This is a genomic window from Stenotrophomonas acidaminiphila (assembly GCF_014109845.1).
GTDB lineage: Bacteria > Pseudomonadota > Gammaproteobacteria > Xanthomonadales > Xanthomonadaceae > Stenotrophomonas > Stenotrophomonas acidaminiphila.
The window spans coordinates 2835864-2861464 of the sequence record NZ_CP043567.1 but is presented as its reverse complement, the minus strand read 5'-3'; the positions used below and the strand labels follow the sequence as shown (position 1 = coordinate 2861464).

The 25601-nt window shown below is 68.3% G+C and carries 22 protein-coding genes; 14 read left to right on the top strand and 8 right to left on the bottom strand.

The annotated features are described in order from the left end of the window. Nucleotides 1-17 precede the first annotated feature (17 nt). The gene (locus F0P95_RS13035) at nt 18-1763 is read left to right on the top strand and encodes a hypothetical protein (RefSeq protein WP_182334587.1); all 1746 of its coding nucleotides are present in this window, start codon (nt 18-20) and stop codon (nt 1761-1763) included. Nucleotides 1764-2145: 382 nt separating this feature from the next. Here the strand turns inward: F0P95_RS13035 and F0P95_RS13030 are convergent, their stop codons facing one another. Beyond that, a complete protein-coding gene (locus F0P95_RS13030) occupies nt 2146-2607 on the bottom strand; it encodes a c-type cytochrome (protein ID WP_054666321.1) in 462 nt (153 codons plus the stop codon). A gap of 9 nt (nt 2608-2616) precedes the next feature. Then, complete coding sequence (locus F0P95_RS13025; protein ID WP_182334586.1) at nt 2617-3018, bottom strand: c-type cytochrome; 402 nt, start codon at nt 3016-3018, stop codon at nt 2617-2619. 205 nt (nt 3019-3223) lie between these two features. Here F0P95_RS13025 and F0P95_RS13020 point away from each other — a divergent pair, with 205 nt between their 5' ends. The 5 genes from F0P95_RS13020 to F0P95_RS13000 are packed head-to-tail and all read left to right on the top strand — an operon-like array spanning nt 3224 to nt 12127. Next, nucleotides 3224-4363: an efflux RND transporter periplasmic adaptor subunit gene (locus tag F0P95_RS13020; protein ID WP_182334585.1), complete on the top strand. Its 1140-nt coding sequence runs from the start codon at nt 3224-3226 to the stop codon at nt 4361-4363. Further along, the gene (locus F0P95_RS13015) at nt 4360-7851 is read left to right on the top strand and encodes an efflux RND transporter permease subunit (RefSeq protein ID WP_182334584.1); all 3492 of its coding nucleotides are present in this window, start codon (nt 4360-4362) and stop codon (nt 7849-7851) included. The genes F0P95_RS13020 and F0P95_RS13015 overlap by 4 nt, the downstream gene beginning before the upstream one ends. A gap of 5 nt (nt 7852-7856) precedes the next feature. Beyond that, complete coding sequence (locus F0P95_RS13010; RefSeq protein ID WP_182334583.1) at nt 7857-10934, top strand: efflux RND transporter permease subunit; 3078 nt, start codon at nt 7857-7859, stop codon at nt 10932-10934. A 52-nt stretch (nt 10935-10986) separates the two neighbouring features. Continuing rightward, entirely contained in the window at nt 10987-11700 is a 714-nt protein-coding gene (locus F0P95_RS13005) for a DUF4386 family protein (protein ID WP_182334582.1), read from the top strand. A 7-nt stretch (nt 11701-11707) separates the two neighbouring features. Next, a complete protein-coding gene (locus tag F0P95_RS13000; RefSeq protein WP_182334581.1) occupies nt 11708-12127 on the top strand; it encodes a DUF6326 family protein in 420 nt (139 codons plus the stop codon). A gap of 24 nt (nt 12128-12151) precedes the next feature. Here the strand turns inward: F0P95_RS13000 and F0P95_RS12995 are convergent, their stop codons facing one another. The 6 genes from F0P95_RS12995 to ykgO all read right to left on the bottom strand — a co-directional run bounded on the left by F0P95_RS12995 (nt 12152) and on the right by ykgO (nt 16787). Then, nucleotides 12152-13381 (bottom strand): TraB/GumN family protein, encoded by a 1230-nt coding sequence (locus F0P95_RS12995; protein ID WP_425515871.1) that lies wholly within the window; start codon nt 13379-13381, stop codon nt 12152-12154. Then, nucleotides 13374-13904, bottom strand: coding sequence for a GNAT family N-acetyltransferase (locus tag F0P95_RS12990; protein WP_182334579.1), 531 nt, complete (start codon nt 13902-13904; stop codon nt 13374-13376). The genes F0P95_RS12995 and F0P95_RS12990 overlap by 8 nt, the downstream gene beginning before the upstream one ends. A gap of 15 nt (nt 13905-13919) precedes the next feature. Continuing rightward, complete coding sequence (locus tag F0P95_RS12985) at nt 13920-14804, bottom strand: carbon-nitrogen hydrolase (RefSeq protein ID WP_182334578.1); 885 nt, start codon at nt 14802-14804, stop codon at nt 13920-13922. A gap of 137 nt (nt 14805-14941) precedes the next feature. Next, entirely contained in the window at nt 14942-15976 is a 1035-nt protein-coding gene (locus F0P95_RS12980) for an agmatine deiminase family protein (RefSeq protein ID WP_182334577.1), read from the bottom strand. Nucleotides 15977-16094: 118 nt separating this feature from the next. Next, nucleotides 16095-16427: a hypothetical protein gene (locus F0P95_RS12975; RefSeq protein WP_182334576.1), complete on the bottom strand. Its 333-nt coding sequence runs from the start codon at nt 16425-16427 to the stop codon at nt 16095-16097. 234 nt (nt 16428-16661) lie between these two features. Continuing rightward, the gene (gene ykgO, locus F0P95_RS12970; RefSeq protein ID WP_005409283.1) at nt 16662-16787 is read right to left on the bottom strand and encodes a type B 50S ribosomal protein L36; all 126 of its coding nucleotides are present in this window, start codon (nt 16785-16787) and stop codon (nt 16662-16664) included. A 189-nt stretch (nt 16788-16976) separates the two neighbouring features. Between ykgO and cmk the strand changes: the two genes are divergently transcribed. From cmk to galU, 8 genes are all read left to right on the top strand, one after another. Next, nucleotides 16977-17654 (top strand): (d)CMP kinase, encoded by a 678-nt coding sequence (gene cmk / locus F0P95_RS12965; protein WP_054666292.1) that lies wholly within the window; start codon nt 16977-16979, stop codon nt 17652-17654. Nucleotides 17655-17847: 193 nt separating this feature from the next. After that, nucleotides 17848-19539: a 30S ribosomal protein S1 gene (rpsA, locus tag F0P95_RS12960; protein ID WP_054666289.1), complete on the top strand. Its 1692-nt coding sequence runs from the start codon at nt 17848-17850 to the stop codon at nt 19537-19539. A gap of 88 nt (nt 19540-19627) precedes the next feature. Continuing rightward, a complete protein-coding gene (locus F0P95_RS12955; protein ID WP_054666286.1) occupies nt 19628-19933 on the top strand; it encodes an integration host factor subunit beta in 306 nt (101 codons plus the stop codon). Between the two features lie 79 nt (nt 19934-20012). Continuing rightward, entirely contained in the window at nt 20013-20303 is a 291-nt protein-coding gene (locus tag F0P95_RS12950; RefSeq protein WP_182334575.1) for a lipopolysaccharide assembly protein LapA domain-containing protein, read from the top strand. A gap of 6 nt (nt 20304-20309) precedes the next feature. Next, nucleotides 20310-21488 carry a lipopolysaccharide assembly protein LapB gene (lapB, locus tag F0P95_RS12945; protein WP_182334574.1) on the top strand — a complete coding sequence of 393 codons (1179 nt, stop codon included), beginning with the start codon at nt 20310-20312 and terminating at the stop codon, nt 21486-21488. 3 nt (nt 21489-21491) lie between these two features. Beyond that, nucleotides 21492-22469 carry an MraY family glycosyltransferase gene (locus F0P95_RS12940; protein WP_182334573.1) on the top strand — a complete coding sequence of 326 codons (978 nt, stop codon included), beginning with the start codon at nt 21492-21494 and terminating at the stop codon, nt 22467-22469. Between the two features lie 13 nt (nt 22470-22482). Continuing rightward, nucleotides 22483-24384 carry a polysaccharide biosynthesis protein gene (locus tag F0P95_RS12935; protein WP_182334572.1) on the top strand — a complete coding sequence of 634 codons (1902 nt, stop codon included), beginning with the start codon at nt 22483-22485 and terminating at the stop codon, nt 24382-24384. Next, nucleotides 24384-25262 (top strand): UTP--glucose-1-phosphate uridylyltransferase GalU, encoded by an 879-nt coding sequence (gene galU / locus F0P95_RS12930; RefSeq protein ID WP_182334571.1) that lies wholly within the window; start codon nt 24384-24386, stop codon nt 25260-25262. Before F0P95_RS12935 ends, galU begins: the two co-directional genes overlap by 1 nt. Nucleotides 25263-25601 lie beyond the last annotated feature (339 nt).

The window sequence follows — 25601 nt, the reverse complement described above, 5'->3', positions numbered from 1 at the left end:
CCTTTCCGCACGTGCCGGTGACGACGGTTGCCGACCTGATCGACCTGCTGGCCGCCCGGCGCAAGGGCAGCCTCCTGCATGACCGCCGCACCGGTTTCCCATACAGCTGGAGTGCCTGGCTGCGCGGTGGGTCGCCGGCGAAGGCGCTGGCATTCGCCGGCGCGGATGCGGCCGCCGCGGCGCCTGCATGGAATGGTCCGCGTTCCCGTGGAAGCGGACGGGCGACGTCGTTTCCGCATGCGCTGCTGCAGGTGCTGCGCTGGGCAGGCGACGATCCGCCTGCCGGCGACCAGCGTCGCCTCCGCTGGTTTTCCGCCGTGTGCAGCGTGGCCCTGCATCTGCTGTTCGCAGTGCTGCTGGTGTGGGTGGCGCTGGTCCGCAGCAACGTGCCCGAAGCGGGGACGGACGCGGGCGAGCGCGTCCGGATCGAGTACATGGGCCGCGGCACGCCGGAGGACCCGGGCGGCGGCGCGCCGCAGGCCGCAGGCGCGCCGGCCACCACGGTGCCGGGGGCGGCGGCCAGTGCCGTAGCCGCTGCCGCGTCGCCGCAATCCCGATCACGGCCGCAATCCGCAGCGCAGGACAGCAGCGCCGGCAGTGCGTCGGACGCAGCGCCGGCGGACGTGCCGCAGCCCGCGTCGGCCACGGAGGCGCCGCAGCCGCTGCAGGTCACCGAGGTGCCGCGGCCGACCGGCGATTTCGTGTTGCCGCCGGCCACGGTGGCCGCGCCGGCGCTACGGGTGCAGGCGCCGCAGGTACGCGAGCGCACCGTCGAGACCCTCCTGGAACGGCCGACTCAGGTGCGGGAGTTGCCGGTGCCCGATGTCGCCACGCGGGCCCCGGCGATGCCGCAGGTGCAGGTGCGCGAGCGCCCGGTCGAGACCGGGCCCGTGCAGCCGGTGGCGATGGCGCAGGTGCGCCCGCGCGAGGCCGAAGTGCGCCTGACGGGGGCGCCGGCGGTACGCGAGCGGCAGATCGAAGCCGCGCCGCGGCAGCAGGTGACGATGGCCACGGTGCCGGCGCGCGACAGCGGCGTGCAGGTGACGACGGCAGACCTGGCGGTGCGTGAGCGGCAGATACCCGGTGTGGCCGATGCCGTTGCCGTGCCTGCGGCCGGTTCCGGTGCGGCGGCGCCGATCAACCAGGGCGCCGCGGCGCAGGCGTCGCAGGGCGCGGCGGCGGGCGGGCAGGGGACGAAGAGCGCACCGCAACCAGGCACCAGCACGGGGGCCGGCCCGCGGTCGCAGGACCGCAGCGGTGGCTGGGCCGCACCGGTCCGTTCGGACGACTGGGGGGCTTCGCAGCGGCAGGCATCGGGTGGCAGCGGCGCCGCGTCCGACGCTGGCCGCGGCCTGTACAACAGCGACGGCAGCGTGCGCCTGGCGGGCGATGCCGGAAAGGATGCGGCGCCCGCCGGCCGCGGTGCGCCGGGCGGCGGGTCGGACAGCTGGAGCCGCGAGCAGATCGATCGTGCCGGCACCTGGCTCAAGCGTCCGCCCTATGACCACACGCCGACTTCATTCGACAAGTACTGGGTGCCCAACGAATCGCTGCTGGCCGAGTGGGTGCGCAAGGGCGTCAAGAGCATCGAGATCCCGATCCCGGGGACCGGCACCCGCATCTCCTGCGTGGTGTCCATCCTGCAGTTCGGCGGCGGCTGTGGCCTGAGCAACCCGAACATGCAGGAGCAGCCGGCCAGCGCGCGGCCGCCGCCGGACGTGCCGTTCAAGCAGGAACTGCAGGAAGACAACGGCAGCCGTTGAGCGCGCGAAGGCGTGCCTGTGCCGCTGTGCTGCGGGGCGTTGGCCGTTGCCGATCCCCGCCGCGCCGCAGGCTGCGCGCCACGGTATGCATCGGATGGGCATCAGACGGGCATCGGCAGCATGCCGCAGACGGGCAGCGCGACGCGTCCGGTCACTGCCGCCGGGCCGGCCCATGCCGGATCGGTGGCGGGCAGTGCCGGGTACATGGACGCCGGCGGATCCCGCCAGTGCCGCCCGCAGGGAAACCCGGGCGAAGGCAAGGCTGCCGTCCACGGGAGGGCTGCATCGGCGGTTCATGCGCGGCTGGGCGGTTCTCATGCCCAGCCAGCCCATGCCGCCTGGATCAGTGGCGCCGGCACCCGCACGGGCCGGCGCGCTGCGGCTACTTGAGGCCGTGCAGATCGCGCAGCTGGCTCGGGCGCGAGCCGAAGTAGGCCGCCAGGTCGGAGATGTCCTGGTCGCTCAGGCCGGCCGCCTGCGGCGACATCAGCATGTGCTCGCGGTCGCCGCTGCGATACGCCTGCAGGGCATGGGCGAGATAATCGCCATACTGGCCGCCGAGCCGCGGATAGCCCGGATCGATCGGGGCGTTGCCATCGGCGCCGTGGCAGTCGATGCAACTCTGGCCGGTGGCCTTGCCCTTGCTGTTGGCCAGCTGCTCGCCGGCGGCGATGCGCCCCTGCGGCAGGCCGGCCGAAGAACTGGAACCGTGTTCGCCGCTGGCATGGCCGGGGTCGGCGGCGGACTTGCCACTGGACTCCACCTCCGACTGGGTACAGGCGGCCACGGCGCAGGCAGCGAACAGTGCGATGGCGAGACGCGAAGCGTGCTTGGCTTTCGACATGAGCGGTGCTTACTTGAGAGTGGACAGGTAGGCGGCGAGATCAGCGATTTCCTGCGTGCTGAAGCTCATCGATTGCGCCTGCATAGTCGGATGCTTGCGCTTGCCTTCGCGGTATTCGGTCAACGCCTGGGTCAGGTACTGCGCCGACTGCCCGCCGATCTTGGGCACGCGGTAGCTCGGGTAGGCGTTCTTGTAGCCGGTGATGCCATGGCACCCCTGGCAGGTGTAGGCCAGGGTACGCCCGGTTTCGGCATCGCCCACGGCCGACGGCGCCGCGGCGGCAGGCGCAGCAGCGGGGGCCGGAGCAGGCGCGGGAGCGGAAGGTTCAGACTGCTGCGGGTCGGCTTGTGCGGCCCCGAAGGGCAGGGCCAGAGCCAGGGCGAGACATACGGCAAACGGCTGCGAGCGCATGGTTTCCTTGTCCGGTATGCGGGTCTGTTCGTTCCGCCGTGGGGACACGGAACGGGCCGAGTATAGCCCGCGTATTCACCGGTTCGGAACCATTCATGAATGCTGCGGTGCGGTATGCATGCATGACCTTTGGGGCATGGTGTCGTCGTGGGGTGGTGCAATACTTTGCTACAACACCAGCCACTGCATCTCCAGGGACCCCACGATGTCGCCACTCCTTACCCCGTACGGCCGCACCGGACGCTGCGCCGCCGCTCTCCTCGTCACCACGGTGCTGCTGCTGGGCGGCTGCAAGGCCGATGGCGAGGGCGCCAAGGACACGCCCAAGGAAGCGCAGAAGGCCAGCGATGCGGTCCCGGTCGAAGTGGCCAAGGTGGCACGCCGCGCCATCGCCGCCAGCTATACCGGTACCGCCTCGCTGGAGCCGCGCGCCGAGTCGCAGGTGGTCGCCAAGACCTCGGGCGTGGCGCTGGCGGTGATGGTCGAGGAAGGCCAGCGCGTCAGCGCCGGGCAGCCGCTGGTGCGGCTGGATCCGGACCGCGCGCGCCTGGCCGTGGCGCAGAGCGAAGCGCAGATGCGCAAGCTGGAAAACAGCTACCAGCGCGCACAGAAGCTGGTCCAGCAGCAGCTGGTCAGCGCCGCCGACGTCGACCAGCTGCGCTTCGACCTGGAAAACGCGCGCGCGCAGTACCGCATGACGGCACTGGAGCTGTCCTACACCACGGTGGTGGCGCCGATTTCCGGCGTGATCGCTTCGCGCGACATCAAGCCGGGCAACTTCGTGCAGATCAACTCGCCGATCATCCGCATCGTCGATGCCGGCAAGCTGGAAGCCACGCTCAACGTGCCCGAGCGCGAGATCGCCAAGCTCAAGCCGGGACAGGCGGTTGAACTGGTCGCCGACGCGTTGCCGGGACGCAGGTTCGGGGGTGTCGTGGACCGCGTGTCGCCGGTGGTGGACACCGGCACCGGCACGTTCCGCGTGGTGGCTTCGTTCTCGGGCGAGAGTGACCTGCAGGCGGGCATGTTCAGCCGCCTGAGCATCAATTACGACCAGCGCGCCGATGCGCTGGTGGTACCGCGCACCGCACTGCTCGAGGACGGCGGCGAGCCCGCCGTGTACGTGGTGCGCGACGGCAAGGCGATGCGCACCCGGCTCAAGCTGGGCTACGACGATGCCGGTTGGATCGAAGTGCGCGAAGGCCTGCAGCCCGGCGAGGAAGTGGTCGTGGCCGGCAAGGCGGCACTGCGCGAGGGCAGCGCGGTTCAGGTGATCGGCAAGGAAAAGGCGGTCGCCGCCGCCGTTCCCGCCAAGGCGCCGGCCGCACAGGCGGCCAAGCAATGAGTGCGCGTGATCCGTCGGTTCCCGGCGGTGGCGGCTTCGACCTGATCGAGTTCGCCACCCGCCGTCGCGTCACCATCGCGATGATGACGCTGACCCTGGTGTTGTTCGGCCTGATCTCGCTGTCGAGCCTGAAGGTCGAGCTGCTGCCCGACCTGAGCTATCCCACGCTCACCGTGCGCACCGACTACGAAGGAGCGGCGCCAGCAGAGGTGGAGACGCTGATCTCGCAGCCGGCCGAAGAAGCGCTGGGCATCGTCAAGGGGCTGCGCAAGCTCAAGTCGATCTCGCGCACCGGCCAGAGCGACGTGGTCCTGGAGTTCGCCTGGGGCACGGACATGCAGCAGGCCGGGCTGGACGTGCGCGACAAGATGGAGACGCTGCAGCTGCCGCTGGAGGCCAAGCCGCCGGTGCTGCTGCGCTTCAATCCGTCGACCCAGCCGATCATGCGCCTGGCGCTGTCTTCCAAGCAGGAGGGCGGCAGCGACGCCGACGCCGTGCGCCGGTTGATGGAGCTGCGCCGTTATGCCGACGACGACCTCAAGCGCAAGCTCGAGCCGGTCAGCGGCGTGGCCGCGGTCAAGGTCGGCGGTGGCCTGGAGGACGAGATCCAGGTGGACATCGACCAGCGCAAGCTGGCGCAGCTGGGGCTGTCGCTGGACAGCGTGATCCAGCGCCTGCAGCAGGAGAACGTCAATCTGTCCGGCGGCCGCCTGGAAGAGGGCTCGCAGCGCTACCTGGTGCGCACCGTCAACCAATTCGCCACGGTCGAGCAGATGCGCGAGATGCTGCTCAATACCGCCGCCGGCTCGGGGGCCTCCTCGGCCGGTGAGAACCGCCAGCTGATGACCGCCATCCTCGGCAGCCGCGATCCGAACGTGATCGCCGCGCTGCGCAGCGATGGCAGTGGCGGCGGCAGCTCGCCGGTACGCCTGAAGGACGTGGCCGACGTGCGCCAGGGCTACAAGGAGCGCGAGGCGGTGATCCGCGCCGGCGGCCACGAGGCCGTCGAGCTGGCCATCTACAAGGAAGGCGACGCCAACACCGTTTCCACCGCCGATGCGCTGGAAAAGAAGCTCGAGGCGATCCGCAAGCAGATGCCCAAGGACATCGAGATGACCACGGTGGAGGACCAGTCGGTCTTCATCCGCCATGCGATCAAGGACGTCAAGATCGATGCGGTGATCGGCGGCCTGCTGTCGGTGCTGATCATCTTCCTGTTCCTGCGCGATGGCTGGAGCACGTTCGTCATCTCGCTGTCGCTGCCGATCTCGATCATCGCCACGTTCTTCTTCATGGGCCAGCTCGGCCTGAGCCTGAACGTGATGTCGCTCGGCGGCCTGGCGCTGGCCACCGGCCTGGTGGTGGACGACTCGATCGTGGTGCTCGAATCGATCGCCAAGGCGCGCGAACGCGGCATGGGCATCCTCGAGGCCGCGATCAAGGGCACCCGCGAGGTGTTCATGGCGGTGGTCGCCTCGACCCTGACCACGATCGCGGTGTTCCTGCCGCTGGTGTTCGTCGAGGGCATCGCCGGGCAGCTGTTCCGCGACCAGGCGCTGACCGTGTCGATCGCCATCGCGGTGTCGCTGGTGGTGTCGATGACGCTGATCCCGATGCTCAGCGCACTGAAGGGCCGCCCGCCGCTGGAGTTCCCTGCCGAGGATCCGCGCCAGCCGTGGCGCCCGGAGCGCCGCTGGCAGAAGCCGGCCGCGTTCGCCGGCCGCGGCATCGGCGCGCTGGTCCGCTATGGCTTCTACGCCGCGGCATGGCTGGTGGTGCGGATCTTCCGTGGCATCGCCGCGGTGGTCGGCCCGGTCATGCGCAAGGCCAGCGACATCGCCATGGCGCCGTACGGGCGTGCCGAACGCACCTACCTGCGCCTGTTGCCCGCGGCGCTGGCGCGGCCCTGGCCGGTACTGGGCGGCGCGGCGCTGGCGTTCGCGCTGACCCTGGCGGCGTTGCCGATGCTGGGCGTGGACCTGATCCCGCAGCTGGCGCAGGACCGCTTCGAGATGACCGCCAAGCTGCCACCCGGCACGCCGCTGGCGCAGACCGACGCACTGGTGCGCGAAGTGCAGCGCAAGCATGCCGGCGAGGACGGCGTGCGCCTGTTGTACGGCGTGTCCGGCACCGGCACTCGGCTTGACGCCAGCCCGACCGAGAGCGGCGAGAACATCGGCAAGCTGTCGGTGGTGATGAGCGACACTTCGCGCGAGCCGGAGCTGACCGAGAAGCTGCGCCAGACCATGAAGGCATGGCCGGCCGCGCAGGTGGATTTCGCGCGCCCGGAGCTGTTCGCGCTGTCGCCGCCGCTGGAGATCGAGATCGAGGGCAACACGCTGGACGCGATCCGGGTGGCCGGCAACCGCCTGGCCGGCATGCTGCGGCAGAATCCGCACTACGCCGACGTCAAGTCGACGGTCGAGCAGGGCTTCCCGGAAATCCAGGTGGTGTTCGACCAGGACCGCGCCGCGGCGCTGGGCCTGACCACGCGCCAGATCGCCGATGCGGTGGTCAACAAGGTGCGCGGCAACGTCGCCACCCGCTACAGCTTCCGCGACCGCAAGATCGACGTGCTGGTGCGCGTGCAGGAGTCCGAGCGTTCCTCGGTCGAGGACATCCGCCGCCTGATCGTGCACCCGACCGGTGGCAAGCCGGTTGAGCTGTCGTCCGTGGCCGACGTGGTGGCGACCACCGGGCCCAGCGAGATCCACCGTGCCGACCTGCGCCGGGTGGCGATCGTCTCGGCCAACCTGCGCGGCATCGACCTGGGCACGGCGATCACCGAAGTGCAGAAGATGGTGGCCGACAACCCGCTGGGCACCGATGTCGGCATGCACATCGGCGGGCAGGGCCAGGAGCTGGGCGAATCGATCCGCTCGCTGCTGTTCGCCTTCGCCCTGGCGGTGTTCCTGGTGTACCTGGTGATGGCGTCGCAGTTCGAGTCGCTGCTGCACCCGTTCGTCATCCTGTTCACCATCCCGCTGGCGCTGGTCGGCGCGGTCGCGGCGCTGCTGCTGTCGCGTTCGCCGGTATCGGTGGTGGTGTTCATCGGCCTGATCCTGCTGGTCGGGCTGGTGGTGAAGAACGCCATCATCCTGATCGACAAGGTCAACCAGCTGCGCGAGGAAGGCCTGGGCAAGCGCCAGGCGCTGGTGGAGGGCGCACGCTCGCGCCTGCGCCCGATCATGATGACCACGCTGTGCGCGGTGTTCGGCTTCCTGCCGCTGGCGCTGGCCTTCGGCGAGGGCGCGGAAGTGCGCTCGCCGATGGCGATCACCGTGATCGGCGGCCTGCTGGTCTCGACCCTGTTGACGCTGCTGGTGATCCCGGTGGTGTACGACCTGCTGGACCGCAAGGCCGATGCGTTCTATGCCGAGCGTGGCCGCCGCGCGCGGCAGCAGGCGCAGCAGGTCGAGCAGGTGCTGGCGCACGAGCATGACGCGCTGGGCGAAGGCACTGCCGGCGGCGACGGGCTGAAGGGCTGATACGGATGAACATCACCGAGCTGTCCATCCGCCGCCCCGTCACCACCATCATGCTGTTCGTGTCGATGGTGGCGATCGGCCTGATCGCCGCTTTCCGGCTGCCGCTGGAAGCCGAGCCTGAAGCCACCATCCCCTTCTTCTTCGTGTCGCTGCCGTACCCGGGGTCGACGCCGGAGGAAGTGGAGCGCAACCTGCTGCGGCCGGTCGAGGAAGCCATCGCCACGATGCCGGGCATCAAGTCGATGAACGCCCGCGCCAATGCCGAGGGCGGGCAGATCCAGGTCGAATTCAGCGACTGGAACCGCGATATCGCCATGGCCGCGTCCGAGGCGCGCGAGCGCATCGATGCGGTGCGCGACCAGTTGCCGGACGATTTCCGCCGCTACTACGTGCAGCGCTGGAGCACCAGCGACCGCGAGGCGATGAGCCTGCGCCTGACCAGCGACGAGGACCTGACCGCGCGCGCGGACCTGATCGAGCGCAGCATCAAGCAGCGCCTGGAACGCCTGCCCGGGGTGGCCCGGGTCGAGGTCGAGGGCGTCGCCAAGCAGGAAGTGCTGGTGGCGCTGGACAAGGACCGGCTGAGCGCGCACGGGGTGGCGCTCAACGAACTGGTGCAGAAGCTGCAGGCGGCCAACTTCTCGGTGTCGGCCGGGCAGATCACCGAGGCCGGCCGGCGCCTGCGCGTGCAGCCGCGCGGCGAGCTGCTGGAACTGCAGGCGCTGCGCAACCTGCCGGTCGACAAGCGCGGTACCCGGCTGTCGGATATCGCCGAAGTCAGCCTGCAGCCGCAGCGCATGAACTACGTGCGGCAGATGGAGGGCAGGCCCAGCGTCGGCGTCGACGTGTACAAGGAGCGCTCGGCCAACCTGGTGGATCTCTCGCGCGCGGTGCGCGCCGAGATCGAGCGGCTGCAGGAAGACCCGGCGATGCGCGGCGTCGGCATCGAAGTCACCGACGACCAGGGGCAGGCGGTGACCAGTTCGTTGCTGGCGCTGGCCGAGGCCGGCGCGATCGGCCTGCTGCTGTCGGTAATCGTGCTGTACGCCTTCCTGCGCCACTGGCCGTCGACGCTGATGGTGTCGCTGGCCATCCCGATCTGCTTCATCATGACCCTGGGGTTCATGTACTTCGCCGGCATCACCATGAACATCATTTCGATGATGGGCCTGCTGCTGGCGGTGGGCATGCTGGTGGACAACGCGGTGGTGGTGGTGGAGAGCATCTACCAGGAGCGCGAGAAGTACCCCGACCAACCCTCGCTGGCCTCCATCATCGGTACCCGCCACGTGGCCATCGCGCTGTCGGCCGGCACCCTGTGCCACTGCGTGGTGTTCCTGCCGATGATGTTCGGCGAGAAGAACATCATCACCATCTACCTGTCGCAGCTGGCGGTGACGATCTCGGTCTCGCTGCTGGCCTCGTGGCTGGTGGCGGTGAGCCTGATCCCGATGCTTTCTGCGCGGATGAAGACCCCGCCGGCGCTGAAGTCGCCGCTGATCAACCGGATGCAGGAACGTTATGCGCGCGCGCTGCGCTGGACGCTGCAGCACCGCGGCTGGGCGGTGGGCGGCATCCTCGCCATCTCCCTGGCCAGCGTGTATCCGATGACGCATACCACCGGTGGCGGCGACGACGGCGATCCGAGCGAGATCAACATCTTCTACCAGTGGCGCGGCGCCTACTCCAAGGAGGAGATGGGCCGGGAAGTGGCGCGGGTGGAGGCGTTCGTCAATGCGCGCCGCAAGGAATTCCACGTCGAACGCGTGTTCAGCCGCTACAGCGAGCAGGGCTGGGCGCAGACGCGCCTGTTCCTGGACACCGAGGACCCGGCGCTGAGCGAGAAGATCAAGGAGGAGGTGCGCAAGGGGCTGCCGCAGTCGGCGCGCGCCAAGATCGGCATCGGCTGGCCCGGCGGCATGGGCAGCGACGGCCAGGGCATCCGCTTCAGCCTGGTGGGCGACTCGACCCAGACGCTGAAGGAGCTGGCCGAAGACATCGTGCCGATACTCGCACGCGATCCGAAGCTGCGCGACGTGCGCGTGGACACCGGCGACGCCAACACCGAACTGGCGGTGCGGGTGGATCGCGAGCGTGCCGCCGCCTATGGTTTCAGCGCGCAGCAGGTGGCGCAGTTCGTCGGCATGGCGCTGCGTGGCTCCTCGCTGCGCGACTTCCACCGCGACGACGTCGAGATCCCGGTCAACGTGCGCTTCGCCGGCTCGGAGAACTATGGCATCGAGGACCTGTCGTCGTTCATGGTGCGCACTGCCGGCGGCAAGGAAGTGCCGCTGCTGGCGATGGTGGACGTGAGCGTCACGCCGGCGGCCAGTTCGATCCAGCGCCTGAACCGGCAGACCATGCTGCGGGTCGAGGCGGGGCTGGCCAAGGACGTGCCGATGGACCAGGCGCGCAAGGCGATCGAGACCACGCTGGAAGGCGTGCAGTTCCCGCCCGGCTACGGCTACACCTTCGCCGGGGCCGGCTTCAACATCAACTTCGATGGCATGCAGCAGATGGTGAACAGCATCTTCATCGCGCTGATCCTGATGGTGGTGATCATGGCCGCGGTGTTCGAGTCGCTGCTGTTCCCGGCGGCGATCATGTCCTGCGTGCTGTTCTCGATCTTCGGCGTGTACTGGCTGTTCTGGCTGACCGGCACCGAGATGAACATCATGGCGGTGATCGGCATCCTGGTGCTGATGGGCGTGGTGGTCAACAACGGCATCGTGATGATCGAGCACATCAACAACCTGCGCCGGCGCGGCATGGCGCGTACCGATGCGCTGGTGGAAGGCAGCCGCGAGCGCCTGCGCCCGATCATGATGACGATGGGCACGGCGATCCTGGCGATGATCCCGATCGCGCTGAATACCAAGACCGCCGACGGCATGCCGCCGTACTACCCGATGGCACGCGCCATTGCCGGCGGCCTGGCGTTCTCGACCGTGGTCAGCCTGCTGTTCCTGCCGACCATCTACGCCATCCTCGACGACCTGCGCACGGGAACCGCGCGCCTGGTGCGGCGCGCGCGCGGTCTGGCGCCGCTGCCGGCGGCCGGGGCGGCGCCCGTGCAGGAGTAAGGCTGTCGCGCTCCCGCCACTCCGGCGGGAGCACTTTCCAGGGAGACCGCGGATGCCACATGCACTTCCCCCGGGCGGCCGGCTTGCCGGTGTCCTGTACCTGATCGTGGTCGTCACCGGCATCTTCTGCCTGGCTTACGTGCCGGCGCAGCTGGCCGGCGCCGACGCCGGCGCGATGCTGGACAACGTGGTCGCCAGGCAGGCGCTGTTCAAGCAGGGCGTGGCGGCTTTCGTCGTCGAGCAGGTGGCCTATCTGCTGCTGGCACTGGTGCTGTACCGCAGCTTCCAGGATGTCAGCCGCAGCGCGGCGACGCTGATGCTGGCGTTCGTGGCGATGGCGGTTCCGTTGGCGCTGGCGGCGTTGTCGCACCGGCTGCAGGCGCTGTCGCTGCTGACCGATGCCGACAGCGCGCAGCTGCTGTCGCCGGAGCAGCGCCAGCAGCTCGCGCACGCGGCGTTGAAGGCCTACCGCGGCGGCATGCAGCTGGTGCGCGTGTTCTGGGGGCTGTGGCTGTTGCCGCTGGGCTGGCTGGTGCTGCGCTCGCGGCGCCTGCCGCGCCTGCTGGGCGCGCTGCTGGTGCTGGGCGGGCTGGGCTATGTGCTGGATGTGCTGGCGGAACTGCTGGTACCCGGCTACGCGGATTGGTGGATATCGGCCCACCTGACGCTGCCGGCCTCCGTCGGCGAGATCGGCACCTGCCTGTGGCTGCTGCTGTTCGGCCTGCGCGCGGCGTGCCCCGCCGCATCCCATTCCCGTGCCCAGTGAGGTCATCATGCAGACCCGATCTTCCCGGACCGTGCTGTCCGATCCGCCGCTTCCCCTGCGCCTGAAGCTGTCCGCGCTGTGGGCCAGCCTGACCTTCTGCTACCTGTATGGCGATTACTTCGGCCTGTACCGGCCCGGCAAGCTGAAGTACATGCTCGATGGCGGCGGTCCGATGGGGCCGAGCAGCCAGGGCTCGCTGCTGTTCGTGGCCCTGCTGCTGGTCGTGCCCGGACTGATGGTGTTCCTGTCGCTGGCCCTGCCGGCGCGGGTGACGCGCTGGCTCGGCATCGGGCTGGCCCTGTTCTACGCCGCCTTCGTCGCGCTCACCATGCCGGGCGCATGGTGGTTCTACCTGGCCTACAGCAGCATCGAGATCGTGCTGTGCCTGCTGATCGTGGGCCTGTCCTGGCGCTGGCCGCGGGCCTGATGGCCGCGGTGGCGCCGTGGCCGGTCACACCAGCTTGCCGTAGACGGTAAAGCCGGTCAGCCACAGGCCGAGCATGCTGCCGAGGTTGGTGAGCATGAAGGTCAGCACGATGCGGGTGACCCGGTTGCGGTACCAGCCCTTGAGCGACTGTGCGTCGTCGCGCAGCCGCAGGAAGTCGGCATAGGCCGGCCGGCGCAGCCGCGTTTCCACCAGCGCGGAGAAAGCGCCGGTGGGGATGCTCAGGCGGAACGGCTTGAACGGCGCCACCACCACCGCGGTCAGGATGCTCAATGGATGGCTGCCGGCCAGCAGTGCGCCGAGGCCGGCCAGGCCGCCGGTGTAGAGCGCCCAGGTCGCGAGCATGTCAGCGCCCATGCCCATGCCGCCCTTCCAGAAGCCGACGCCGATGCCGGCCAGGATCACGGCCAGGATGGTCAGCGTGATCCACGGGACGTTGCGCTTCTTCGGTACCGCTTCCAGCGCCTGGCGCAGCGGGCCGGGGGCCACGGTGTCGGTTTCCAGGTAGCGCGCCAGCCCGGCCAGGTGGCCGGCGCCGACCACCGCGAGCACGTTGCGCTGGCTGTCGCTGCGCTCCTCGCGCAGGCGCGTGGCCATGTAGCGGTCGCGCTCGCCGATGATGCTCTCGTACAGCGCCGGGCTCTCGCTGGCGAATTCGCCGAAGCTGGATTCGAGCATGTCGCCCTGCTTGAGCTTCTCGATCTCGTCCTCGCCCACGTCCTCGGACGAGAACAGGCCGGCGCCGAGCCCGGCGACGAGCTTGAGCTTGCCGATGAAGCCCAGGCGCTGCGAGGCGCGGCGGAAGGTCAGGCCGACATCGCGGTCGATCAGGTGCACCGGCAGGCCGCGTTCCTGCGCCAGCGTCACCGCGCGCTTGAGCTCGGCGCCCGGTTCGATGCCCAGTTGTTCGGCGAGCCGGCGCTGGTAGGCGGCCAGGGCCAGGTTGGCGGCGAACAGGGCGACCCGGTTCTTGCGGATCACCTCGATCAGGTCCAGCTGCGCCAGCGCGTCCGGATTGGTCAGGGCCTGCAGCCGCTGCGGATCGAGCTCGACCGCGACGGCGTCGTACTGGCCGCTGCCGATGGCCTGTTCCACCGCCTGCACGCTGGCGGCGGAAACGTGGGCGGTGCCCAGCAGGGTGTAGCGCACGCCATCGCGTTCGACGATGCGCAGCGGCTGGCCGGCGAGCAGTTCGCTGCCGCTTTCGGAGTGGGTGTCGGTCATTGCGTCATTCATTGGAGGGGGCGCGCCCGCAGCCATCGCCGAGCGCGCGTTGCATCTGCACCGTGTCGAGCCAGCGGCCGTGTTTGCGGCCCAGGCCGCGGAACACGCCCACGAGCTGGAACCCGAAACGCTCGTGCAGCCTGATCGACGCGGTATTGGTCGGTTCGCCTATCACCGCGACCATCTGCCGGTAGCCGCGTGCGGTGCAGGCGTCGATCAGCGCCTGCAGCAGCGCGCTGCCCACGCCGCGGCCCTGGGAGCGCGCATCGACGTAGACCGAGTTCTCCACCGTCCACTGGTAGGCGATGCGGCTGCGGTAGGTGTTGGCGTAGGCATAACCGGCGACCTGGCCGTCGATCTCGGCGACCAGGTAGGGAAAGCCGCGGGCGAGGATGTCCTGCATGCGCCGCAGCATCTCGGCCTCGTCCGGCACCTCGTATTCGTAGGTGTTGACGAAGTCGGTCACTTCGACCGCGTAGATCGCGGTGATGGCGGCGATGTCGGCCGCGCCGGCATCACGGATGTGCACGGCCATGCGCAGGCGTCCCGGTCAGTCGATGTAGCGCTTGAGCAGGTCGCCGTAGGCGTCGATGCGGCGGTCGCGCAGGAACGGCCAGATGCGGCGCACGTGTTCGCTGCGCTGCAGGTCCACTTCGCAGACCATCACGGTCGGCTCGGCGCCGGCCTCGGCCAGGAACTCGCCCTGCGGGCCGAGCACGTGGCTGTTGCCCCAGAACTGGATGCCCGACGCGCCCAGCGGCGAAGGCTCGTGGCCGACGCGGTTGCACGACAGCACCGGCACGCCGTTGGCCACGGCATGGCCACGGTGGCTCAGTACCCAGGCGTCGCGCTGGCGGTTCTTCTCGTCCTGTACGTCGTCCGGATCCCAGCCGATGGCGGTGGGGTAGAGCAGCAGCTCGGCGCCGGCCAGCGCCATCAGGCGCGCGGCTTCCGGATACCACTGGTCCCAGCACACCAGCACGCCGAGGCGGCCCACCGAGGTGTCGATCGGCTTGAAGCCGATGTCGCCCGGGGTGAAGTAGAACTTCTCGTAGAAGCCCGGGTCGTCGGGGATGTGCATCTTGCGGTACTTGCCGAGCAGGGTGCCGTCCTTCTCGAACACCACCGCGGTGTTGTGGTACAGGCCGGCGGCGCGGCGCTCGAACAGCGAGCCGACGAGGACCACGCCGTGCCGCCTGGCCAGCGCGCCCAGGCGCTCGGTGCTCGGGCCGGGGATCGACTCGGCCAGGTCGAACTCGTCCACCGATTCGTGCTGGCAGAAATACGGGCCGTTGTGCAGTTCCTGCAGCAGCACCAGCTTGGCGCCCTGCGCCGCGGCTTCGGCGACGCGGGACTCGATCACGGCCAGATTGGCGGCGGCATCGCCGTGGTTGCGCTCCTGGATCAGGGCGACGGTCAGGGAATGGGTCTTCATGCGGGCATTGTAAACCGGGAGGAGCAACCGCCCCTGCACAGGGGGGCGGTTGGCGGCAAGGGCGTGAATGGGGGTGCGGCAAGCCGGGACCCCGGGCCTGCCAGGCAGGCCGGGGAAACAGGCGAGGGTGCCGGGTTTCAGTCGATCAGGCCGCTCGGCAACTGCATGGTGATGCAGTGCAGGCTGCCGTTCTGCCAGATCAGCGGGCGGCATGGCACCTGCACGATCTCGCGGTCCGGGAAGGCACGCGCCAGCACGTCGCGCGCGGTGTCGTCGGCGGGGTCGCCATAGGCCGGCATCAGCACCGCGCCGTTGATGATCAGGAAGTTCGCGTAGGACGCGGCCAGGCGGCGCCCCTCGTCGATCACCGGTTGCGCCCACGGCAGCGGGAACAGGCGGTAGGGCTGGCCATCGCGGGTGCGCAGCGCGGCCAGTTCGGCCCCCATCGCCTTGAGCTCTGCATGGTGCGAGTCCTGCGGGTCATCGCAGTCCTGGTAGACGATGCTGTCGGCCGAGGCGAAGCGGGCGAGGGTGTCGACGTGGGCGTCGGTGTCGTCGCCTTCCAGATAGCCGTGGTCCAGCCACAGCACGCGTTCCTGGTGCATCCACTGCGCCATGTCGGCGCCGAGCGATGCGCGGTCGCGCTCCGGGTGGCGCTCGTGCAGGCACTTCCAGGTGGTCAGCAGGGTGCCGTCGCCGTCGGTGTCGATGGCGCCGCCTTCCAGCGCGAAGGCGATGCTGCGTACCTGGGCGTTGTTGAAGGCGCCGGCCTCGTGCAGCGCGCCGACCAGCTGGTCGTCCAGGCTCGCCTCGAACTTGCCGCCCCAGCCGGTGAAGCGGAAATCCAGCAACTGGAAACCGCCGTCGGCCCGCCGGAGGGTGATCGGGCCGGAGTCGCGCAGCCAGGTGTCGTCGTACGGCGCGGTGATGAAGCGCACGCGCTGCATGTCGATGCGGTTGGAGCGCAGGCGCATTTCCGCATAGGTCTCGATGTCGTCGTCGGCCACGCAGATCAGCACCGGCTGGAAGCGGGTGATGGCGGCGACCAGCGCGATATAGGTCTCCTCGACCTCGGCCAGGCGTTCGGCCCAGTCGGTGTCGACGTGCGGCCAGGCGATCAGGACGCCGGACTGGGCCTCCCATTCGGCGGGAAAACGAAGTGCATCGGTCATTGCGGGTGGGTGCTCGGATCGTGCCCGGAGTGGCGTCCGGTGCGTTGGCGCACCTCCCGGTGCCGGGAGGTGCAGGGAGTAATGGCGTGCCGGCCGCCGACGTGGCGACGGGCGTGGATCAGCGGACCGGCGGTTTGGGGCCGATCTCGTCGGGGCCCGCCTGGTTGGCGACCACGTCGATCACCCGCTGCTTCTCGAAGTAGACGGTGAAGGCGGGATAGACCCAGCGGTTGATCGTCGGCCACTGGCGCTTCTGGCCGCCGCGCGGCTCGAGCCGCTCCTGCGGGGCGCCGAAGCGCGCCTGGACCTGCCCCATCGACTCGCCGCGCGCCGGGAGCGCGCCCGCCGGCTTTTCCTGCGCCCGCTCGATCAGCAGGGTGTCGGCCATCGCCGTGGTGGGTACCGCGATGATCGCGGCGGTCAGGGCCAGGGCCCGGATGGTCTGCTTCATGGTCGCTTCTCCCCGGAGGACAAGTGGCGATTACAGCAAAAAAACGGCGTCGATAAAGCGGCACGCAACCCTGTTCCGCGCTGCCGGGCGCGGCATGCGCGCGGCGGACACGGCGGGTGCAGGATACGCGGCCGGCCGTGAGCGGGGGACGAAGATGCAAAAAGCCGCCCGGGGGCGGCTTTCTGCGAATACCGGAATCCTCGCGGATTCCGCTGGCGGCGGGCGCCAGTCGGCTCAGCGCTGGCGAGCCTTGAAGCGCGGATTCGACTTGCAGATCACGAAGATCTTGCCGCGACGGCGAACCACCTTGCAGTCACGGTGACGGGCCTTCGCCGACTTCAGGGAGGACAGGACTTTCATGGCATACCTCGGCGGATACGTTGGAGTTCTACAGGGAGCGTAGCCGCGGATATGCAGGTTGACGCTCGTTCAAGCCCGCCATTCTACCGGGCAATTCCATGTGGGTTCAAGTGGTTGCGCGCAATCGGCGTCAGCCGGGCCGGAGCGGGCGCTAGAATGGCCCGATTCCCGTTCCCGTGCAGGCCGCAGATGAGTCCACTTCCCCCCGTTCTTACCATCGACGGCCCGTCCGGGGCCGGCAAGGGTACCGTCAGCCGCATCGTCGCGCACCGGCTGGGCTGGCATTACCTGGATTCGGGGGCGCTGTACCGGGCGGTGGGCGTGGCTGCCAGCTGGGCCGACATCGATACCTCCGACGCCTCGGCGCTGGTGCGCTGCACGTTCGACACCCGGATCCGCTTCGTCGAGCGCGGCGAGAGCCTGCGGGTGCTGGTCAACGATACCGACGCCACCGACGAGCTGCGCCTGGAGACCACCGGCGCCCTGGCCTCGGCGATCGCCGCCATCCCGGAGGTGCGGGCCGCGCTGAAGGAGCGCCAGCGCGCATTCAGGATGGCGCCGGGGCTGGTGGCCGACGGCCGCGACATGGGGACGGTGATCTTCCCGGACGCCCCGTTCAAGGTGTTCCTGACCGCCAGTGCCGAGGAGCGGGCGCACAGGCGGCATAAACAGTTGAAAGAAAAAGGGGTTTCGGTTAACTTTGATGACCTCCTGCGCGAGATCATGGCCCGCGACGCCCGTGATGCACAGCGCGCAGTGGCGCCCCTGAGGCCGGCCGATGACGCCGTTCTCATCGACACCAGCGGTATCGGCATCGACGACGTCGTTGCCAAGGTGCTGGGCCTGCTTCCTTCGCCGGAAGCGTGACCCGCGGTTCCGTGAGAGCGGCCGGTGACGGCCGCCGTCGCGCAAATCGAAGTCGTACAAGGCTCCGTCGTGCAGGGTGCACGGCGGTTTTACCACTCCACACACGGCCGCCGGCACGGGGTCGACCAACAGGCGGGCGGCACGCATTCCCCGAAGGGAGCGGCCTGCCCATGTGTTCAACTGAGTAAATCCAATGACCGAATCATTTGCAGAACTGTTTGAAGCCAGCCAGGCCAATCTGGCCAAGCTGAAGCCGGGCGCCATCGTCGTCGGCACCGTCGTCGACGTCCGCGGCGACGTGGTGGTGATCAACGCCGGTCTGAAGTCCGAAGGCATCGTGCCGATCGAACAGTTCCGTAACGACGCTGGCGAAATCGACGTGGGCGTGGGCGACCAGGTGAAGGTCGCGCTCGACTCGATCGAGAACGGCTTCGGCGAAACCGTCCTGTCGCGCGAGAAGGCCAAGCGCGCCATGGTGTGGGACGAGCTGGAAGAAGCGTTGGAGAAGAACGAGACCATCACCGGCCGCATCAGCGGCAAGGTCAAGGGTGGTTTCACCGTCGACATCAAGGATGTCCGCGCGTTCCTGCCGGGTTCGCTGGTCGATGTGCGCCCGGTGCGTGACCCGGCCTACCTGGAAGGCAAGGAGCTGGAGTTCAAGCTCATCAAGCTCGACCGCAAGCGCAACAACGTGGTCGTTTCCCGCCGTGCGGTCGTCGAGAGCGAGCACTCGGAAGAGCGCGAGCAGCTGATGGACAAGCTGCAGGAAGGCGCGATCCTGAAGGGTGTCGTCAAGAACCTGACCGACTACGGCGCGTTCGTGGACCTGGGTGGCATCGACGGCCTGCTGCACATCACCGACATGGCGTGGAAGCGCGTGCGCCATCCGTCCGAAGTCGTGAACGTCGGCGACGAGCTGGACGTGCGCGTGCTGAAGTTCGACCGCGAGCGCAACCGCGTTTCGCTGGGCCTGAAGCAGCTGGGCGAGGATCCGTGGGACAACATCTCGCGTCGTTACCCGGCCAACAGCCGCGTGTTCGGCAAGGTCTCCAACGTCACCGATTACGGCGCGTTCGTCGAGATCGAGCCGGGCGTGGAAGGCCTGGTGCACGTGTCCGAGATGGACTGGACCAACAAGAACGTCAACCCGTCCAAGGTCGTGCAGGTCGGTGACGAAGTCGAAGTGATGGTGCTGGACGTCGATGAAGAGCGTCGCCGCATCTCGCTGGGCATGAAGCAGGTTGCCGCCAATCCGTGGGAAACCTTCGCCGCCACCCACAAGAAGGGTGACAAGGTCTCCGGCCAGATCAAGTCGATCACCGACTTCGGCATCTTCATCGGCCTGGACGGCGGCATCGACGGCCTGGTCCACCTGTCCGACATCAGCTGGAACACCACCGGCGAAGACGTCGTTCGCAACTTCAAGAAGGGCGACACCCTGGACGCCGTCGTCCTGGCCGTCGATCCGGAGCGCGAGCGCATCTCCCTGGGCGTGAAGCAGCTGGAGCAGGATCCGTTCGGCCAGTACATGGCGGCCAATCCGAAGGGCTCCAAGGTCGAAGGCGTGGTGAAGGAAGTCGACGCCAAGGGCGCCGTGATCGAGCTGGCCGATGGCATCGAAGGCTACGTCTCGGCCCGCGACATCAGCCACGACCGCGTCGACGACGCTTCGCAGCACCTGAAGGTGGGCGACAAGGTCGAAGCCAAGTTCGTGGGCATGGACCGCAAGGGCCGTACCATGCAGCTGTCGATCAAGGCCAAGGACGAAGCCGAGACCGCCGAAGCGCTGGCCGAGTACAACAAGTCCTCGACCGAAGCCGCTGCCGGCACCACCAGCCTGGGTGCGCTGCTGCGCGCGCAGCTGGGTGGCAACAAGTCCGAGTAATCGGCCTTGAGCTTGTCGTAGATGCAACCTGGGCGGCCCGGACGAAAGTCCGGGCCGCTCCGGGGTTTACCTTCGTGACGAGTCCGCAATGACCAAATCCGAGCTGATCGAAATCCTTGCGCGCCACCAGGCGCACTTGAAGGCCGATGATGTCGATCTGGCCGTGAAGTCGTTGCTGGAGATGATGGGCGGCGCGCTGGCTTCCGGCGACCGCATCGAGATCCGTGGCTTCGGCAGCTTCTCGCTGCACTACCGGCCGCCGCGCATGGGACGCAACCCGAAGACCGGCGAATCGGTCGCCCTGCCGGGCAAGCACGTCCCCCATTTCAAGCCGGGCAAGGAGCTGCGCGAGCGCGTGAGCGACGTCGTGCCGCTGGAAAGCGACCCGGCCTGAGTTTCTTTGATCCGCCTGCTGCGGATCGACGCCACGGCCGTTAAGCTAGTGGCTCCGTGGACATGGAGCAGGCTGCCGCATGAAGGCTGTCCGTCTGTTGATTCTGCTGGCCGTACTGGTCGGCGGCTTGGTGATAGGCTCGCTCAATTCGCAGCCTGTCGATATCCGGCTGGCGTTCTGGGCGCTCCACACCACCTCCGGGCTCGCGATCATCGTGTCGCTGCTGCTGGGGGCGCTGGTGGGCGGAGGGCTGGTGCTGGCGGGCGTGGTCATTCCCCTTTATTCCAGGCTCCGGCGAGCCAACAAGGCCGCTGCAGCCCCTGCCGCCACGCCCGCGCCGCAGGCGCCTTCTCCCTTCGACGGACGCTGATCGACGATGGCCTTCATCAGTGAGTGGTTCTGGTTCTTCCTGTTCCTGCCGATCGCCGCGCTCTGCGGCTGGGTGATTGGCCGGCGTGGCGGGCAGCGCCACAGCGAGAACCAGGTCAGTCGGCTGTCGAGCACCTATTTCCGTGGCCTGAACTACCTGCTCAACGAGCAGCCGGACAAGGCCATCGAACTGTTCCTGCATATCGCCGAACTGGACAGGGAGACCTTCGAGACCCAGCTCGCGCTCGGCCACCTGTTCCGGCGCCGCGGCGAGGTGGACCGCGCCATCCGCCTGCACCAGGGGCTGGCCAACCGCCAGGACCTGTCGGACCACCAGCGTGTCCAGGCCCTGCTCGCGCTGGGCGAGGACTACATGAAATCCGGCCTGCTGGACCGTGCCGAGACCGTGTTCACCGATCTTGCGCGCATCGACCAGCGCGCGCCGCAGGCATTGAAGCACCTGATCGGCATCTACCAGGCGGAGCGCGACTGGGAAAAGGCGATAGAAAACGCGACCCGCTACGAGCAGGTCACCGACGAACCGATGGGCAAGCTGATCGGGCAGTTCGAGTGCGAGCTGGCCGAGCGCCATCGTGCCGCCGGCCGCCTGGACCAGGCGCGTGCGGCGATCGAGCGCGCCAACGCCGCCGACGCGATGAGCGTGCGTGCCGGCATCATCGAGGGTCGCCTGGAAAGCGATTTCGGCAACGATGAAGCGGCCGTGCGCGCATTCGAGCGGGCCGCGCGCAACGATCCCGACTACCTGCCCGAGATCCTGCCGCAACTGCTCAAGAACTACCGCAACGTCGGCGACCTGGCCGGTGCGCGCGCGTTCCTGGCGGAGATGACCGAGCATTACCGCGGCATCGCCCCGGTGCTGGCGCTGTCGCGGCTGATGGAGGAGCAGGAGGGCGTTGGTCCGGCGCGTGCCTACCTGGGGCGCCAGCTGAAGGACCGTCCGTCGGTACGCGGCGAATCGGCGCTCATCGACCTGACCCTGGCCGAGGGCGCCGACCCGGTGGCGACGCTGCAGGACCTGAAGCACATCACCGACCAGCTGCTGGTGCGCAATCCCGCCTATCGCTGCACCCGCTGCGGTTTCGGCGCGCGTACCCACCATTGGCAGTGCCCGAGCTGCAAGGAGTGGGGGACGGTCAAGCCGCTGCTGAACTACGCGGTGCTCTGATCCATGCAGCCGGCATGGATGGTCCCGGGGCTGCTTGCGGTCGTGCTGGTCGCGGCATGGCTGACGGCGATGGCGCGCGGCTATGCGCTGCGCCGGCAACTGCTGGACCAGCCCGGGGAGCGCAGGAGCCATGCGGTCGCGACGCCGCGCGGGGGGGGCATCGCCATCGTCGCTTCGCAGCTGCTCGCCTGCGCGTGCATCGGCCTCCTGTTCCCCGCGGCAGCGGCGACGCTTGCGGTATTTTCCGCCGGCCTGCTGCTGGTTGCGGGAATCGGCTGGTGGGACGATCACAGGCCCTTGCCGGCACTTCCGCGGTTGGCCGTGCATGTCCTGGCCGGCCTGCTGCTGGCGGGCCTGGTGTGGCATTGGACCGGCGATGCGTTCCGCGCCGTTTCCAGCGCAGTACTGGCCATCGGTCTGATCAACGTCTGGAACTTCATGGACGGGATCGATGGCCTGGCCGCCACGCAGGCGCTGCTGGCAGCGCTGGCCTACGCCCTGCTGCTGCCCACCCCGGTTGCCGGGCTGGCGCTGGTCCTGGCGGCGGGCGTAGCGGGGTTCCTCCCATTCAACTTCCCCAGGGCGCGGATCTTCATGGGCGACGTCGGCAGCGGCGCCCTCGGCTATCTGCTGGCCGGACTGGTCGCATTGGGGCTGGCGACGGACAGTGCGCCCCTGGCCGTGCTGCTGATCCCGCTGTCCGCGTTCCTCATCGATGCCGGGCTGACGCTGGCAGGGCGCATTCTCGCGGGGGAGCGCTGGATGCAGCCGCACACCCGGCATCTCTACCAGCGCTGGGTGAAATCCGGCCACAGTCACGTCACAGTCACGTTGTGCTACGCATTGTTCGGCGTTGCCGGAATCGGACTGACACTGGTGTCCCTCCGGCTTCCTTCGCCGTGGAACCAGCTGGCGGCCATCGCGTGGGGGGCGGCGGCAGCGGGTCTCTGGTTCGTTCTACGGAAAAAAGCTCATCGATAGGGAAGGGTGACCAATGGCGGTCTGGCGACAGCTGGCAGGAAATTTTCCGCGCATCGCGGTGATGCTGCATGACCTGGTCATGGTATGGGCGTGCTGGCAACTGCTGCACATTGCCCGCTATGCGATGCTGGAGGGCGCCCCGGCCATTCAGCCGCTCAGCTTCGATATTGCCATCGTGATGCTGCTGCAGGCCATGGCGTTCCATTACGTGGGCCTGTACCGCGGGCTTTGGCGCTTCGCCAGCGTCACCGACCTGGTCAACATCTTCAAGGCCTGCTTCATCGGCGTGGGCGCGATCGTCCTGGTGTTCAGCTACCGGCGCCTGAATGGCATTCCCATGTCCGTGCTCGCGATCTATCCGTTCGCGCTGGCGGCCCTGCTCGGCGGGCCACGCCTTCTGTACCGTGCATGGAAGGACCACCAGTCGATCCATTCCGATGCCCGGGCGCGGCGGGTGCTGGTGCTGGGGGCCGGGCATGCCGCCGAAGCGCTGGTCAAGGACCTGCGCCGATCGGGCGACTACGAACCCGTGGGCCTGCTTGACGACTCGCCGCACCTGAAAGGGGCCAAGCTGCAGGGCATCCCGATCCTGGGGACCATCGCCGACGTGGCGTCCGTTGCCAAGGAAACGGCGGCGAAACTGCTGGTGATCGCCATTCCCACCCTGGATGCGGCGGGTATGCAGCGGATCGTGGCGCTGTGCGAGAGCACCGGCCTGCCGTTCCGGACCGTGCCAAGGCTGAGCGATGTCCTGGAAGGAAACTCGCTGCCCGGGCAGCTCAAGGAAGTGGCGATCGAGGACCTGCTGGGTCGCAAGCCCATACAGCCGGACTGGGCGCTGATCCGGGGTTGGCTGCGCGGGCGCACGGTGATGGTGACCGGTGCCGGTGGATCCATCGGCTCCGAGCTCTGCCGCCAGTGCGCGCGCCATGGCGCGGGCAGGATCGTGCTGCTGGAAATCAGCGAGATTCTCATGCTGAACATCCAGAGCGAACTCTGCCGCAACTTCCCGCACCTGGAAATCGAGTGCGTGCTGGGCGACTGCGGCGATCCGGCGGTCGCCCGCCGTGCGCTGGGCCTGTACCGGCCGGATACCGTATTCCACGCCGCGGCCTACAAGCAGGTCCCGCTGCTCGAGGGGCAGATGCGGGAAGCCATCCGCAACAATACGTTGGCGACGGAGTGCATGGCCCGGGCCTGCCAGGAACACGGCGTGGACAATTTCGTGTTCATTTCCACCGACAAGGCGGTCGACCCGGCCAATGCGCTGGGTGCGACCAAGCGTTATGCGGAAATGATCTGCCAGAGCCTCAACGAGAAGAAGGGAACCCGCTTCGTCACCGTGCGCTTCGGCAATGTGCTGGGTTCGGTGGGCAGCGTGGTTCCGCTGTTCCGCGAACAGATCCGCAAGGGCGGGCCGGTGACCGTGACCCATCCCGAGGTCAGCCGCTATTTCATGACGATCCCCGAAGCCTGCCTGCTGATCCTGCAGGCGGCGGCCTCCTCGTCGCGTGGTGCGATCTACATGCTGGACATGGGCGAGCCGGTGCTGATCCGGGTGCTGGCCGAGCAGATGATCCGGCTGGCCGGGCACCAGCCGGGTACCGATATCGCCATCGTCTATACCGGGCTGCGTGCGGGCGAGAAACTGCATGAAAGCCTGTTCTATTCGGATGAGAACAGCCGGCCGACCGCCCACCCCAAGGTGCTCGAGGCCGGCGTCCGCGAATTTTCCGTCGAACGCGTGCTGGGCAGCCTGCCGCGCCTGCGCGAGGCGGTAGCCAGTTATGATGCCGAGGCCATGCAGGCCATTCTGTCCGCCGTCATTCCCGAGTATTCGCCAATGCGCGAAACGAAGGGCGCGAGCACGAAAACCAATATTGTCCCGTTTCCCAAAGAGGCTGGTAGGAACTGATGTCCCGACGCATTCGCAAGGCGGTTTTTCCTGTCGCAGGTCTCGGTACGCGCTTCCTGCCGGCCACCAAGACCGTTCCCAAGGAGATGCTGCCGATCATCGATCGCCCGTTGATCCAGTACGCCGTCGATGAGGCGATCGAGGCCGGGTGCGACACCCTGGTGTTCATCACCAACCGCTACAAGCACGCGGTCGCGGACTATTTCGACAAGGCTTACGAGCTGGAGCAGAAGCTCGAGCGCGCCGGCAAGCAGGAACAGCTGGAAATGATCCGCCACGTGCTGCCCGAGGGCGTGCGTGCGGTGTTCGTGACCCAGGCCGAAGCGCTGGGCCTGGGCCATGCGGTGCTGTGCGCCAGGGCAGTGGTCGGCGACGAGCCGTTCGCCGTGCTGCTGCCGGATGACCTGATCTGGAACCGTGGCGAGGGCGCGTTGAAGCAGATGGCCGATCTCAACGAGGCCAGCGGTGCGAGCGTGATCGCGGTCGAGGACGTGCCGCACGACAAGACTGCCAGCTACGGCATTGTCGCCACCGAGGCGTTCGACGGCCGCAAGGGCCGCATTTCGCAGATCGTGGAGAAGCCGAAGCCGGAGGATGCCCCCAGTGATCTGGCGGTGGTTGGTCGCTACGTGTTGAGCCCGAAGATCTTCGACCTGCTGGAGCAGACCGGCAGCGGCGCCGGCGGTGAGATCCAGCTGACCGATGCCATCGCACAGCTGCTGAAGACCGAAGAGGTCGATGCCTACCGCTTCGAGGGCACCCGCTTCGACTGCGGCACGCACCTGGGGCTGGTGGAGGCGACGATCCGCTTCGCGCTGGACAACCCCAAGCTGGCGGGCCCTGCCCGGGAGAAGCTGGCGGCGATGCTGGCGGAATAAGGGGGTTTCTGGCGCCCCGTCGGCGCCGTCCCGCCGGATGGGGGAGGCGTGCAGGCAGGCCCTGCAGGACATGCCATGACCCCATCGTCGGGGATTCGTTGGCGCCATCCATGGCGCCAATGGTCCTGCGGCGACCAGCGCACGCCTCTGGACAGTTGCCTGTGGGTGCTGAAGGGAAGGGCGGAATGAGGCGCAGCGCAGAAGCACGAAAGGCAGCCATTGGCTGCCTTTCATGTTTCCGGGGCGAGCGTTGAATCAGGGACGCATCCCTTCGCGTGGCAAAGGCCGCCGTCCCGGCGCCTGATCCTGCCTTTGCCCAGCCCGCCACCGCGTGGAATG

Excerpts from the sequence above, each read along its gene's own strand:
- F0P95_RS13000 (WP_182334581.1), top strand. The coding sequence starts at position 11,708 with ATGCAGACCCGATCTTCCCGGACCGTGCTGTCCGATCCGCCGCTTCCC.
- cmk (WP_054666292.1), top strand. The coding sequence starts at position 16,977 with ATGAGTCCACTTCCCCCCGTTCTTACCATCGACGGCCCGTCCGGGGCC.
- lapB (WP_182334574.1), top strand. The coding sequence starts at position 20,310 with ATGGCCTTCATCAGTGAGTGGTTCTGGTTCTTCCTGTTCCTGCCGATC.
- rpsA (WP_054666289.1), top strand. The coding sequence starts at position 17,848 with ATGACCGAATCATTTGCAGAACTGTTTGAAGCCAGCCAGGCCAATCTG.
- F0P95_RS12985 (WP_182334578.1), bottom strand. The coding sequence starts at position 14,804 with ATGAAGACCCATTCCCTGACCGTCGCCCTGATCCAGGAGCGCAACCAC.
- F0P95_RS12990 (WP_182334579.1), bottom strand. The coding sequence starts at position 13,904 with ATGGCCGTGCACATCCGTGATGCCGGCGCGGCCGACATCGCCGCCATC.
- F0P95_RS13025 (WP_182334586.1), bottom strand. The coding sequence starts at position 3,018 with ATGCGCTCGCAGCCGTTTGCCGTATGTCTCGCCCTGGCTCTGGCCCTG.
- F0P95_RS12980 (WP_182334577.1), bottom strand. The coding sequence starts at position 15,976 with ATGACCGATGCACTTCGTTTTCCCGCCGAATGGGAGGCCCAGTCCGGC.
- F0P95_RS12950 (WP_182334575.1), top strand. The coding sequence starts at position 20,013 with ATGAAGGCTGTCCGTCTGTTGATTCTGCTGGCCGTACTGGTCGGCGGC.
- galU (WP_182334571.1), top strand. The coding sequence starts at position 24,384 with ATGTCCCGACGCATTCGCAAGGCGGTTTTTCCTGTCGCAGGTCTCGGT.
- F0P95_RS13010 (WP_182334583.1), top strand. The coding sequence starts at position 7,857 with ATGAACATCACCGAGCTGTCCATCCGCCGCCCCGTCACCACCATCATG.
- F0P95_RS12940 (WP_182334573.1), top strand. The coding sequence starts at position 21,492 with ATGCAGCCGGCATGGATGGTCCCGGGGCTGCTTGCGGTCGTGCTGGTC.
- F0P95_RS13030 (WP_054666321.1), bottom strand. The coding sequence starts at position 2,607 with ATGTCGAAAGCCAAGCACGCTTCGCGTCTCGCCATCGCACTGTTCGCT.
- ykgO (WP_005409283.1), bottom strand. The coding sequence starts at position 16,787 with ATGAAAGTCCTGTCCTCCCTGAAGTCGGCGAAGGCCCGTCACCGTGAC.
- F0P95_RS12975 (WP_182334576.1), bottom strand. The coding sequence starts at position 16,427 with ATGAAGCAGACCATCCGGGCCCTGGCCCTGACCGCCGCGATCATCGCG.
- F0P95_RS12935 (WP_182334572.1), top strand. The coding sequence starts at position 22,483 with ATGGCGGTCTGGCGACAGCTGGCAGGAAATTTTCCGCGCATCGCGGTG.
- F0P95_RS13015 (WP_182334584.1), top strand. The coding sequence starts at position 4,360 with ATGAGTGCGCGTGATCCGTCGGTTCCCGGCGGTGGCGGCTTCGACCTG.
- F0P95_RS13020 (WP_182334585.1), top strand. The coding sequence starts at position 3,224 with ATGTCGCCACTCCTTACCCCGTACGGCCGCACCGGACGCTGCGCCGCC.
- F0P95_RS13005 (WP_182334582.1), top strand. The coding sequence starts at position 10,987 with ATGCCACATGCACTTCCCCCGGGCGGCCGGCTTGCCGGTGTCCTGTAC.
- F0P95_RS12955 (WP_054666286.1), top strand. The coding sequence starts at position 19,628 with ATGACCAAATCCGAGCTGATCGAAATCCTTGCGCGCCACCAGGCGCAC.
- F0P95_RS12995 (WP_425515871.1), bottom strand. The coding sequence starts at position 13,381 with ATGAATGACGCAATGACCGACACCCACTCCGAAAGCGGCAGCGAACTG.